At 53.9% G+C, this 12,024-nt stretch carries 10 protein-coding genes; 7 read left to right on the top strand and 3 right to left on the bottom strand.

The genetic code is table 11. The features are described 5' to 3' along the window. Nucleotides 1–67: 67 nt before the first annotated feature. Complete coding sequence (locus tag ACWHWP_RS11390; RefSeq protein ID WP_059310167.1) at nucleotides 68–1,405, bottom strand: TolC family outer membrane protein; 1,338 nt, start codon at nucleotides 1,403–1,405, stop codon at nucleotides 68–70. Nucleotides 1,406–2,146: 741 nt separating this feature from the next. Between ACWHWP_RS11390 and ACWHWP_RS11385 the strand changes: the two genes are divergently transcribed. Together ACWHWP_RS11385 and ACWHWP_RS11380 are read left to right on the top strand one after the other, a co-directional pair. Further along, nucleotides 2,147–2,890 (top strand): DeoR/GlpR family DNA-binding transcription regulator, encoded by a 744-nt coding sequence (locus tag ACWHWP_RS11385; protein ID WP_063429758.1) that lies wholly within the window; start codon nucleotides 2,147–2,149, stop codon nucleotides 2,888–2,890. A 13-nt stretch (nucleotides 2,891–2,903) separates the two neighbouring features. Further along, on the top strand, nucleotides 2,904–3,971 hold the full coding sequence (locus tag ACWHWP_RS11380) for an oxidoreductase (protein ID WP_447855598.1): 1,068 nt from the start codon (nucleotides 2,904–2,906) through the stop codon (nucleotides 3,969–3,971). 90 nt (nucleotides 3,972–4,061) lie between these two features. On the opposite strand, the gene cybB is transcribed toward ACWHWP_RS11380, so the two are convergent. Further along, nucleotides 4,062–4,592: a cytochrome b561 gene (gene cybB / locus ACWHWP_RS11375; protein WP_429052784.1), complete on the bottom strand. Its 531-nt coding sequence runs from the start codon at nucleotides 4,590–4,592 to the stop codon at nucleotides 4,062–4,064. A 189-nt stretch (nucleotides 4,593–4,781) separates the two neighbouring features. On the opposite strand from cybB, the gene gap reads away from it, so the two are divergent. From gap to ACWHWP_RS11360, 3 genes are all read left to right on the top strand, one after another. Beyond that, on the top strand, nucleotides 4,782–5,783 hold the full coding sequence (gap, locus tag ACWHWP_RS11370) for a type I glyceraldehyde-3-phosphate dehydrogenase (protein WP_447855597.1): 1,002 nt from the start codon (nucleotides 4,782–4,784) through the stop codon (nucleotides 5,781–5,783). 253 nt (nucleotides 5,784–6,036) lie between these two features. Beyond that, complete coding sequence (locus ACWHWP_RS11365) at nucleotides 6,037–6,699, top strand: DUF1120 domain-containing protein (RefSeq protein WP_447855596.1); 663 nt, start codon at nucleotides 6,037–6,039, stop codon at nucleotides 6,697–6,699. A gap of 260 nt (nucleotides 6,700–6,959) precedes the next feature. Continuing rightward, nucleotides 6,960–7,622 carry a DUF1120 domain-containing protein gene (locus tag ACWHWP_RS11360; protein WP_063956262.1) on the top strand — a complete coding sequence of 221 codons (663 nt, stop codon included), beginning with the start codon at nucleotides 6,960–6,962 and terminating at the stop codon, nucleotides 7,620–7,622. 66 nt (nucleotides 7,623–7,688) lie between these two features. Here the strand turns inward: ACWHWP_RS11360 and ACWHWP_RS11355 are convergent, their stop codons facing one another. Further along, complete coding sequence (locus tag ACWHWP_RS11355) at nucleotides 7,689–8,480, bottom strand: YdcF family protein (RefSeq protein ID WP_447855595.1); 792 nt, start codon at nucleotides 8,478–8,480, stop codon at nucleotides 7,689–7,691. A gap of 392 nt (nucleotides 8,481–8,872) precedes the next feature. Here ACWHWP_RS11355 and ACWHWP_RS11350 point away from each other — a divergent pair, with 392 nt between their 5' ends. Continuing rightward, nucleotides 8,873–10,192: an MFS transporter gene (locus tag ACWHWP_RS11350; protein WP_059310174.1), complete on the top strand. Its 1,320-nt coding sequence runs from the start codon at nucleotides 8,873–8,875 to the stop codon at nucleotides 10,190–10,192. 157 nt (nucleotides 10,193–10,349) lie between these two features. After that, on the top strand, nucleotides 10,350–12,002 hold the full coding sequence (locus tag ACWHWP_RS11345; RefSeq protein WP_059310175.1) for an MFS transporter: 1,653 nt from the start codon (nucleotides 10,350–10,352) through the stop codon (nucleotides 12,000–12,002). Nucleotides 12,003–12,024: the final 22 nt, after the last annotated feature.

Here is a 12,024-nt window from a genome sequence, read left to right as displayed (position 1 = left end):
GTAGCTATCCCTGGGAAAATCACCCATTATTATCAGACTTATTTCGCGCAGAATGACGCGTCTTTTTTTAACTCAAATCAGGCAATTTTTCGGCGGCGCTTTTTTCAATTCCAATAAGCGGCATAAGATTATCTATCGCAGATGCGTAATTAATCGCCGAGCTCCAGCCATCATATTCAGCCATTATTTTCGCCGAGGTAGCTTGCCATACATCCTGCTCAACGCTGAGCAGATCGTTAATGCTCCGCTTGCTCAGGGTATATTCATTTTTATAGACAGCGCGGGCGCGTAACGCATTTTCAAGCTGTAACGTGCCGGCTTCCATTCTCCCGCGCGCGCCCACCCAGTCGGCCTGAGCTACGGAGGCTTTTTGCAAAACATCAAATCGCGCCTGGTCGACCTGAGACGATGCCATGGCCCGCGCCCCTTCGGCCTGCCGCACGCGTGCGGATACCGCGCCTCCCTGATACAGCGGCGCATCAATATTGAGCTGTATCTGGTCGTCCCAGTATGAGCGGTTGTCCGACTCATAGCGGGTACGTCCGCCTTTGAGGCTTAGCGTTGGCCAGTGCTGAGATTTGGCCGTTTCCACACCATATTGCGCCGAACGTTCCATATTCTGCGCCGCCATCACCGCCGGAATCGCGGCATAATCGATGCGATTGAGCGAATCTTGTTCGACGGCAAGCGTCTCCGGCACTGGGGCGTACCTGTCAGCCTGCATACCGGTCAACACAGCAAGCCTGGCGCGGGCGCTGCTGAGCGCGGCGTTATATTGCGCGACCGTTGCCTGCATTCCGGCGATACGCGTGCGGGTCTGGAGTTCATCAGAGGTGGAGCTCACGCCTGCATCCGCCCGGAGCATGGCCAGCTGCTCAACGTTTTTCAGCGCCTGAACGTTCTCTTTCGCCGCCTGTAGCAGATCGCTATAGCGTTTCACTTCCACATAGCTGAGGGCCGTTTTCTCCGCCACATCAGAGAGCGTGCTCATTAGCTGGAAACGGTAGCTATCACGCTCAGCCGTAGACTGACTGATACTGTTGTTGGTCTTACCAAAATCGTAGACCAGCTGGGTCAGGCTCAACCCCCAGGCCGCTGAATTTCGCAGCGATCCGCTGGAATCTGTCGTCTGACTGTGGCCCGTACTTCCGTTTAAGGATATTTGCGGCATCCAGCCACTGCGCGCTTCATCTATTTGTGCCTGACCTATTCCCAGCCGGGCAGCCTGTTGACTTACAGACGGGTCGCGATCGATAGCGAAAAGAATACTCTCCTTTAACGTAATCGAGGAAACCGGAGCAAAGCCAGACTGTTCGATATTGGCGGTAGCCATATTCATGGCCAGAGAAATTAACGCCAGCGCAGTCGGAAATCTGATCAACATATAATTTCGCAATATAGTCATTTTATCTCTTTACTCTGCGTGATGCTCAAACACGTAACCCAAAAGAGGTATAGATAATCAGACAAATATCTTTTTTATCTCCCGCGTCGAATTTCAGATATAAGCTCCCCTGCCCATTTCCACAGGAAATGAGAATCAGCCAAAGCCCTATATGAATTTAGGAATTTACTTACTTTTTAAACTGGTTTGCAGCATAACAAAATGTGGTATAGGCAACTACACCCACAATGTTAATGTGGTGTTACAAATAAGAAAAATCCTGCGGTTTCTGAACAAATCCACTTAAGATGCATTTCAAATAAAATAAATAAAGTCATTGTTATTTAAATCAAATTTAAAAACCGACAGGTGGACATATTTGCGTTAATTTCAATGCGGGTCAGACACAAAGATTTTCAAAGAACTGTCAACTTACGTAATCGCCCTCACATTTGCGACATTAAATTCCATACGGCCACATAATCATAAGTTTTAATTTCGAAATTAAATTTCAAAATGAAATCTTATGCTAAAATCAGCCAACATAATGGTTATATAGCCCAAATAGTTTAGAAAAACATAACATTAACATCGTGGTTAACATTCCAGAACGCATTAATTATATTTGATCAATATAATTTTAATAATCACTCAGGGGACATTTCCCCTGTACGCTCTGTTCTAACGACGCGTTGTGCTTCCTTCTGCGACAAAATGCTGTATTATGCAAATTATTGCGACATTTTGCAGGATTACTGCCCCATGCACAAAACCGCACGTCAACGCTACGTCCTTGACATCCTCAGTGAGCAAGGCCAGGCCAGCATCACCGAACTGGCAGAAAAGCTACAGGTTTCAGCGGATACCATCCGTCGGGATCTGACCGACCTTGAAAACCAGGGTCTGGCGCAGAAGAACCACGGCGGCGCCATTGCACTCAACCTCTCCGCCATGAATCGTCAGGGCCGCAATACGCTGCTGGCGGATGCCAAACAGCGTTTAGGAAAACAGGTCGCGCAGCAGGTTCCACCGGGCTCTACCCTGTTTCTGGATGCCGGAAGCACGGTGATGGCGGTCGCCACCTTTCTTAAGGGGCCGCTTACCGTCATTACCCCTTCCCTGGATATCGCCCAGCATTTTAGCGACCGGGAAGATATTGAGCTGATCCTGCTCGGCGGGAAATGGGACCAAAAGCAGCGCCTGTTTGCCGGAAGCGCCACCTTGTCGCTGCTGTCCCGGTATCGGGCAGATATCGCCATTCTCGGGGCGTGCGCCATTCATGCCGAGCTCGGCCTGAGTGCCGGTAAAGAAGCCGATGCCGAGGTTAAACGGGCGATGCTCGCCGCCAGCCGTGAGCGCTGGATTGTCGCCGACCATCTGAAGGTCAACCGCTGCGAACCGTATCTGGTTTCCGGGCTATCCACCCTTCAACAACTCTTTTTAGATCGTCCCTGGCCCGAGCTTGGGGACCATAGCGCACTGCAGGTCACGGTGTGCGCGCAATAACGTGGAGAAGGTCATGAGTAAAGTTCAAACAATCAACGTTGCGCTGATCGGGTACGGATTTGTGGGTAAAACCTTCCATGCTCCGCTGCTCCAGTCCGTGGACGGGCTTAAGCTGGCCGTCGTCTCTTCCCGGGATGAAGAGAAGGTTAAACGCGACCTGCCGGACGTACAGGTAGTGGCGACCCCGGAAGAGGCCATTCAGCACCCTGATATCGATTTGGTGGTGATCGCCTCCCCCAACGCCACGCACGCCCCGCTGGCGACGCTTGCCCTCAACGCAGGTAAACACGTGGTCGTGGATAAGCCTTTTACCCTCGACATGCAGGAAGCCCGCGACCTGATCGCGCTGGCGGATGAAAAGCAGCTTCTGCTTTCCGTCTTCCACAACCGCCGCTGGGACAGCGATTTCCTCGGCATTAAGCAGATAATCGAGCAAGGCACGATCGGCAAGATTAAACACCTGGAGTCGCATATTGACCGCTTCCGCCCGGAAGTGCGCGTGCGCTGGCGCGAGCAGAACGTTCCCGGGAGCGGCCTGTGGTTTGACCTCGGCCCTCACCTGATCGACCAGACGCTGCAGCTCTTTGGCCTGCCGCAGTCGGTGCAGGGGAATATCGCGACGCTGCGCGACGGCGCGGAAATTAACGACTGGGCGCACGTGGTTTTAAACTACCCGGAGCACAAGGTTATTCTTCACGCGAGCATGCTGGTGGCTGGCGGTACGGCACGCTTTACCGTTCACGGGGACAAGGGCAGCGTGGTGAAGGCCAGAATCGACCAGCAGGAAGCGCAGCTGCTCTCAGGGGTTATTCCCGGCAGTGAAGCCTGGGGCGAAGACAGCGACAGCATGGTGTTCTATGGGGCTGACGGCGCGCCGCAGACGATTGCCACACCGAAAGGGGATCAGCGCCAGTATTACATCAACGTGCGTGATGCGTTACGTGGGGAAATCACCAATCCTGTCCACCCTGTTGAGGCATTAGCGGTGATGGCCGTGCTGGAAGCGGCGGTGAAATCGTCGGAGACCGGGACAACGCAGCCGCTGGCGTTAACGGCTGAAGAGCGTGCTCTGCTGCGTTAAAAAACACGCCGGGTGGCGCTGCGCTTACCCGGCCTACCATTCAGAGCCGTTTGTAGGCCCGTGCAAGCGAAGCGCCGCCGGGCAAGAGGACTACTGACGCTTTTTCGGCATCATGCGCAGGAGGGTATTATCTTTCCAGAAGTAGTGATGCATCAGCGCCGCCGCCGCGTGCAGGCCAATCACAAAATAACCCAGGTTCGCCAGCGTTTCGTGCCACTCTTTTAGCGTATCCACCAGGTCAAAATTGGATTCCGCCGCATGCGGCATCACCAGGCCAAAAGCAAACCAGTCGCTGCCACGGTTGTACATCATCACAATGCCAATCAGCGGCAGCGCAATAAACAGCAGATACACCACCAGATGCCCCAGATGCGACATGCCCGTTACCATGGCTTTAGGCTTCGGTTGAATCGGCGGCGCGCGGAATTTCAGGCGCACCAGCAGACGCGTTACCATCAGTACCAGAATACTGATACCGCAGGAGACGTGGATCATATTGATTGCCGGACGGGCGGTGCGCGGGAAGAAACCTCTGAACTCCATGGCGCAGTAGGCGACGATGATTAACAGAAACACCAGCCAGTGGATGCCGATTTGCAGGCTTGTATATTTAGTGCGCATGAGAATTCCCGATTAAAAACAGTTATCGCGCCAACATAATCCCCTTTCCTTAAAAATTCATTAACTTTTCTGTATGGTTTTTCAAATACTTCCCCCCGCATGAAGCATCTTCAATTGCCGCCCTGCCCGTCATGGTCTAAGCCTGGATGAGTTCAAACTGTCGCATCGACACGTTTACAGGAGAACACCATGAGTAAAATTGGCATTAACGGATTTGGACGCATCGGACGCCTTGTGCTTCGTCGCCTTCTTGAAACCCAGGACAGCAACACCGTCGTCGCCATCAACGACCTCACCTCGCCCAAAGTGCTGGCCTATCTGCTCAGGCATGACTCAAACTACGGTGGCTTCCCGTGGAGCGTGGATTTCACCGAAGACGCGCTGATTGTGGATGGCAAAACGATCGCGGTATACGCCGAAAAAGAGGCCAAACATATTCCGTGGAAAACCGCAGGCGTGGATATCGTCGTTGAATGCACCGGTTTTTATACCTCTGAAGAGAAATCCAGAGCGCATCTGGACGCGGGTGCCAAAAAAGTGCTGATCTCCGCGCCTGCGGGTGAGATGAAAACCATTGTGTTTAACGTGAACGACGACACCATTGACGCCAGTGACACCATCATCTCCGTCGCCTCCTGCACCACTAACTGCCTCGCCCCGCTGGCAAAAGCCCTGCACGACGCCTTTGAAATAAAAGTCGGGACCATGACCACTATTCACGCCTATACCGGTACGCAGGCGCTGGTGGATGGCCCTCGCGGGAAAGATCTTCGTGCCTCGCGCGCGGCGGCAGAGAACATCATTCCCCACACCACGGGCGCCGCAAAAGCCATTGGCCTGGTGATCCCGGCACTCAGCGGCAAACTGAAAGGCCACGCCCAGCGCGTGCCGGTGAAAACGGGTTCGGTGACCGAGCTGGTGGCAATTCTGGGCAAGAAAGTGACCGTTGAGGAGATCAATGCCGCGTTGAAAAAAGCGACCCAGGGCAATAAATCCTTCGGCTATACCGATGAAGAGATTGTGTCGTCGGACGTCATCGGCTCGCACTATGGTTCGGTGTTTGACGCCACGCAGACGGAGGTCAGCGAAGCTGGCGAGCTGCAGCTGGTGAAGGTCGTGGCCTGGTACGACAACGAGTATGGCTTCGTGACGCAGCTGGTGCGTACCCTCGATAAATTCGCAAAACTATAATCGCCATGACGGATGGTGATGCCATCCGTCATAACATACTACGCAGAAATGACTTTTTATTTTTCACGCTGTTTTTCGGATAATATTATTCACAAAATCTTTGAATTCACCACCAATCATCATTAGAACTTCTAAAATCAACTTTTAAATATAGTTGCTTTAACTTTATAAGCCATCCCAATAATATAATCACAAGACAGGCAATCACGCCCGTCACGATAAAAACCCCTCTTTATATTGTTAAGGAACAACAATGAAAAAAGTAATTTTGGCTTCTTTAATTGCACTGGCCAGCGCTTCAGCTTTCGCAGAGCCTACCGCTGTATTAAAAGTACACGGAACGTTAACTAACTCTGCCTGCTCACCTTCTATTGGTAATGGGGGCGTTGTCGATTACGGTTATATACGTCTTGGCGAATTATCCGCCACCTCGAATAACAAACTGGGTCAGAAACAGGTTCCGGTGACCATTACCTGTACGGCGCCAACCAAAGTGGGCTTTACCGTTCTTGATAACCGCGGCGACAGCAATGCGCAGCTGCCTGTGGATATTGGTGGTAACTTAAACCAGTCGGCGAAGTATTATACCTACGGCGTGGGCACCACGACCGAAGGCGTGAAAATTGGTAACTACGGCATGTGGATGACAGACATTATGGCGGATGGCAATGCGGTAGATTCTGTTGCCAACAACCACGACTGGAGCTCAGAGATCTGGAAAAAAACCGGTATTCCACGCAGCGATGCGTTTCAGACCGTTGCCTTTGCTGCAACGGGGACAACCACACCGATGGCTATCACGACGGCTAACTTTAACTTTGTCACCAACCTGACGATTCGCGATACGTCTACGCTGGCTGTTACCGACGATACCGCTCTCGATGGTCAGGCCACCATGACGCTGGTATATCTCTAATAACGTCCTTTGCTTATACCGGTTCAGCTATCGTCTGAACCGGTACTTTTATCTAAGTTAGATTCACATAACAAATAAAAGATGCTTCTTTTATTTGTCGCTTGATCACGTCTTTATTTTTTCTACAAAGCACATTCAATTTTAATAAATATACGAAAAACACAATAATAAATATTATTTGCGCCAGCTGGGTATGGATGCTTTCGCGGCGTTCATTTACCCGCCCCACATAAATCACATTCACACAAAGGAAATCAAGGATGAAAAAAGTCATTCTGGCTACGGCTATCGCACTTAGCACCACATCAGCTTTCGCAGTCCAAACGGCCGTAATGCAAGTTAAAGGAACATTAACCAACGCGGCCTGTACGGCTGAACTGGGTAACGGTGGCGTTGTGGATTACGGTTATATTCGCCTCGGTGAGTTATCTGATACTTCAAATAATAAACTTGGTCAAAAACAGATCCCGGTGACCATTAACTGCACCATGCCAACCAAGGTCGGTTTCACCGTCACCGATAACCGTGGTGACAGCAATGCACAGCTGCCAGTGGATATTGGCGGCAACCTGAATCAGACGGCTAAATATTACACTTATGGTGTTGGCCTGACGAATGAAGGGAAAAAAATTGGTAACTACGGCATGTGGATGACGGGTACCACCGCTGACGGCAAGTCGGTTGACAGTATTGCGCAGAACCACGACTGGTCCGCGACCTCATGGAAAAAAACCGGCATCCCACGCAGCGATGGATTCCAGACCGTCGCCTTTGCTGAAACCGGCACCACCACCCCAATGGCCATCACGACGGCTAGCTTTAACTTCGTGACTAACCTGGTGATTTGGGATACTTCCACCCTGGCCATTACCGACGATACCGCGCTGGATGGTCAGAACACCATGACGCTGGTTTATCTGTAATCGTTCACGCTTTATTCATACCGGGTCAGCGGCTAACGCTGGCCCGGTATTTTTTTGTGCCCGAACTCACAGCAATGAGCGGCTCGCGAGGGCATCAGTCAACGTGGCGTCGTGACGTAAGATATGCCATGCCGCGTCAACCTCCTCAGGAAACGTCACGTGCGCAATAAAATCACGCCCCGCCGGACCGTAACCGTTAGCGTCGTCACGCAGCCGCGGCAGCTCCCCCAGCACCAGCGTTAAATAGCGTTCTACCGTCCAGAGCCCTTCGTTATCGCCGGTAAACGCCAGCCCGTCTTCACTGTTTTGCAGCACAGGCGTCACGCCGGGATGACTAATCCATTCCGGCGAAACGGCTTCATCCCGGCACTCGCGGGCAAACGTTGCCATCGTGCGGCGCTGCATGGTCGGGTCCTGCACCACCAGCACGCGCCCGGCGTTCAGCCCGTGATGCCTCAGCATCGCCCAACTGAAACGCGCATTTTCACCACAGTTGGTTGACCGATCTTCTATCCATATTTTGTCTGCCGGGATCGCCCAGAACTGCCGCGCGATGTCCGCAAGGATCGCCGCCTCGGCCCGTCCTGTAGTAGGCAGCGCGTTATAGCGCGGGTGTTGCGCGACGGCGGCATACAGGAAGGGGGTGGAGTGCCCAATTCCTCCGCTTATCAGCAGCGGGACGGCCTGTTCGGCCGCTATCTGACAGGCGGCCTCAATTGCAGGGATGACCGCATTCCCTGCAAGGATCACGGCATCAACAGTCTGATGATGACGATCGTCCTGCGCAAGCCACGTGCCTACGGTGTTGACGGCATTCAGCGTCGACTCGGGCAGAGAAGGAAAAAGTGCCAGCGTCATCGTTATCTCCTTACATCATTTACGTTCAGAGTACTGCACGCGTCACGGCTGAACAGGGGATCGCTCCTGAAGCCAAAACGCCTGTCACTCTGCATTTCCTGGCATTTTATTGAAATAACCAGAAACATCCAAAAACAATTGGGTTGCACCTGCATGTTATGCTTTTGATTATCCGACATTCAAAACATCATGCCAGTCAAACCGCGTGCCAAAGCACCAGCCGCTGCTAATTTCGCCGTGATCTGACCAGTTCAGGCCCCTCCTTGCTTGCCAAATGCCCCATCCAACCCTAAGTTGCTTAACAATTTCACAACCTTTTTATTACTGCGGGTTGCACCTGAAGCGCGCCAGGTGACACCGCGTTCATCCTCTCTGCGGCGGAGCTTCAGGTCATGACACAACATGAAAGTACAACGACGGTTTTACGCAAAAACAAAAAGGTATTAATTGCCAGCCTTACCGGCAGTTCCATTGAATGGTTTGACTATTTTCTCTATGGCACCGCCGCCGCGCTGGTGTTTAACAAGATTTTTTTCCCGATGGTCGACCCGGTTATCGGGCTGATCCTCTCTTATCTTTCGTTCTCGCTCACCTTTTTTATCCGCCCTATTGGCGGTGTCCTCTTCGCCCACATCGGGGACCGTATCGGGCGCAAAAAAACGCTGGTGCTGACGCTGTCGTTAATGGGCGGTGCAACCGTCATGATTGGACTGCTCCCCACCTATGAGATGATCGGCATGTGGGCACCCGCCCTGCTGATCCTGATGCGCATCATTCAGGGTATGGGCATTGGCGGAGAATGGGGTGGCGCACTGCTGCTGGCGTATGAATACGCGCCCGAAAAACGTAAAGGCTTTTTCGGCAGCATTCCGCAGGCGGGCGTGACCATCGGTATGCTGATGGCGACCTTCATCGTCTCGCTGATGACGCTGTTCAGCGAGGAAGATTTTCTCTCCTGGGGGTGGCGCATCCCGTTCCTGCTCAGCTCAATTCTGGTCTTGATCGGGCTGTGGATCCGCAAGGACATCGACGAAACGCCGGATTTCCAGAAAGTGAAAAAATCAGGCCAGGTGGCGAAAGCGCCCCTGCGCGATACCCTGAAACACCACTGGCGCGAAGTGCTGATTGCCGCCGGTCTGAAGGTCGTCGAAACCGCCCCGTTCTATATCTTCTCTACCTTCGTGGTGAGCTATGCCACGACGACGTTGACGTACCAGAAATCGCAGGCGCTGGAAGCCGTGACCCTGGGTGCGCTGGTCGCGACCATCATGATCCCGCTGATGGGTTTGCTCTCCGATAAGGTGGGACGCCAGCGCATGTATGCAGTCAGCGTCGCCGTGCTCGGCTTGTTTATCGTACCGTGGTTCATGCTGCTCAACACCGGCACGACCTGGGGCATTGTCCTCGCCACCGTCATCGCGTTTGGCGTGCTCTGGGCGCCGGTAACGGCGGTACTGGGCACCCTCTGTTCTGAAATTTTCAGTGCCAACGTGCGCTACACCGGCATCACCCTCGGGTATCAGCTGGGGGCCGCGCTGGCAGGCGGAACCGCCCCGCTGATCGCCACCGGTCTGCTGGCGAAATACGACGGCGACTGGGTGCCGGTAGCCTGGTATCTGGCGGTGACAGTCGTAATCTCGCTCATCGCCATTTTCTGCGCCAGCCGGGTCAAACCAACACCAGCCGTCCAGGCACAACCTGACCACATCTGACCTTTCAGCGGCCCTCCCCGGGCCGCTCTTTTTGTTCAAGCGTCCTCTCAACATTTGATTAACATGCGATAATCATATTCACTTGAATTATGTTTTGCGGCAGACGTAGAATCGCGTGCCCGTTAATTCTTCAATTTTTTCAAAGGTAAACAACGTTATGCGCCTGCCCGAACGCGATCCTTATGCTCCTCGCGAGTGGCAGCCACACGAGAAACCCGCCCTGCTGGGCTCGCCTTCCACGCCGGAGCACAGCACGCCCAAACGGATTGCCTACGGCATCGTAGGCCTGCTGGTCTGCCTGACGGGCGCGCTGGGCAACGCGGTCGTCACCGCCAATCTACAAAACCTTCAGGGCACCTTCGGCGCCTGGTCTACGGAGATTGCCTGGCTGCCCGCGGTCTATGTTATGACCAACATCTCCATTAACCTGCTGCTGGTTAAGTTCCGCCAGCAGTATGGTCTGCGCGCCTTTACGGAAGGTTTTCTGGTGCTGTACGTGCTGGTCACCTTTTTCCACCTGTTCGTTAACGACCTGAGCTCGGCGCTGATGGTACGCGCCGCGCACGGAATGGTGGCCGCCGCGCTCAGCTCGCTGGGGATTTACTATCAGATCCAGGCCTGGCCTGCGAAGCATCGCCTGAAGGCGCTGACCATTGGTATCACCGGGTCGTCGCTCGCCATTCCTCTGGCCCGCCTTTTTTCAACCGAACTGCTGCAGCTGGACGAGTGGCGCGGGCTCTATTTCTTCGAACTGGGGCTGGCGCTGATCTCCCTGGCCTGCGTGATAGCCTTAAAGCTGCCGCCGGGCGACCGGCGCAAGGTCTTTGAGAAAAAAGACTTTATCACCTTCTTTTTAATGGCCCCCGGGATGGCCCTGCTCTGCGCCGTGCTCTCTTTAGGCCGTCTTGACTGGTGGTTCGAGGCCCCGTGGATCGGCTGGTCGCTGGCGCTATCGCTGGTGCTAATTGTGGCTGCCATCGTCTTTGAGCATAACCGCACCAACCCGCTGCTGAACACCCGCTGGCTGTCGAGCGGCAGCATCGTTCGTCTGGGGCTGATCATGCTGCTGATCCGTATCGTGCTGGCGGAGCAAAACACCGGCGTCATCGGCTGGCTGCAGTACGTCGGGTTACAGAACGAACAGATGACGCATCTGGCGTGGTCCATTTTCGCCGGTATCGTCTGCGGGATCGTCACCAGCTGTCTGACCATCAAGCCGACGAAGCTGGCGTGGCCGATAATCACCTCGCTGGCGCTGATGATTGTTGCCTCGCTGCTCGACAGTCAGTCCAATAACCTGACCCGGCCGGATCAGCTGATGCTAAGCCAGTTCCTGCTGGGCTTCGGCAGCGCCTTCTTCCTGGCGCCCGCCATGCTGGCCGCCATTGGCGGGGTGATCGCCGACCCGCGCAACCTGGTCAGCTTCTCGGTGATGTTTGGCATGAGCCAGAACCTCGGCGGCCTGCTGGGCTCCGCTATCCTCGGCACCTTCCAGACCTGGCGCGAGAAGTACCACTCCAGCCTGCTGGCGGACCAGCTCACCACGCTGAATCCGCTGGTCAACGAGCGGATTCAGCTTTATACCCAGATGTACAAAAGCCTGATTGGTGACAGCGCGCTGCTGGGCACCCAGGCGATAACGCAGCTGCAAACGGTCACCGCGCTGGAGGCGAATATTCTGGCTTATAACGATACTTATCTTCTGACGGCGAGTATCGCTGCCGCCACGCTGGTCTGGATTTTATGGCGCTTGCTGCGCCTGCGCATCACTGCCCGTATGGCGCTGAAGAACGCCACCGGCAACAAATAATTGAAATAGTTCTGGAGAGTTT

The sequence above is a fragment of the Enterobacter sp. WI-ESBL-E8 genome (assembly GCF_053364895.1).
The sequence above is the reverse complement of the archived record's forward strand: the minus strand, read 5'-3'. Positions and strand labels throughout refer to the sequence as shown.

What these genes read in the sequence shown, in the direction of transcription:
- ACWHWP_RS11390 (WP_059310167.1), bottom strand. Translation starts at nt 1,405, where the DNA reads ATGACTATATTGCGAAATTATATGTTGATCAGATTTCCGACTGCGCTG.
- cybB (WP_429052784.1), bottom strand. Translation starts at nt 4,592, where the DNA reads ATGCGCACTAAATATACAAGCCTGCAAATCGGCATCCACTGGCTGGTG.
- ACWHWP_RS11385 (WP_063429758.1), top strand. Translation starts at nt 2,147, where the DNA reads ATGCACAAAACCGCACGTCAACGCTACGTCCTTGACATCCTCAGTGAG.
- ACWHWP_RS11380 (WP_447855598.1), top strand. Translation starts at nt 2,904, where the DNA reads ATGAGTAAAGTTCAAACAATCAACGTTGCGCTGATCGGGTACGGATTT.
- gap (WP_447855597.1), top strand. Translation starts at nt 4,782, where the DNA reads ATGAGTAAAATTGGCATTAACGGATTTGGACGCATCGGACGCCTTGTG.
- ACWHWP_RS11355 (WP_447855595.1), bottom strand. Translation starts at nt 8,480, where the DNA reads ATGACGCTGGCACTTTTTCCTTCTCTGCCCGAGTCGACGCTGAATGCC.
- ACWHWP_RS11345 (WP_059310175.1), top strand. Translation starts at nt 10,350, where the DNA reads ATGCGCCTGCCCGAACGCGATCCTTATGCTCCTCGCGAGTGGCAGCCA.
- ACWHWP_RS11350 (WP_059310174.1), top strand. Translation starts at nt 8,873, where the DNA reads ATGACACAACATGAAAGTACAACGACGGTTTTACGCAAAAACAAAAAG.
- ACWHWP_RS11365 (WP_447855596.1), top strand. Translation starts at nt 6,037, where the DNA reads ATGAAAAAAGTAATTTTGGCTTCTTTAATTGCACTGGCCAGCGCTTCA.
- ACWHWP_RS11360 (WP_063956262.1), top strand. Translation starts at nt 6,960, where the DNA reads ATGAAAAAAGTCATTCTGGCTACGGCTATCGCACTTAGCACCACATCA.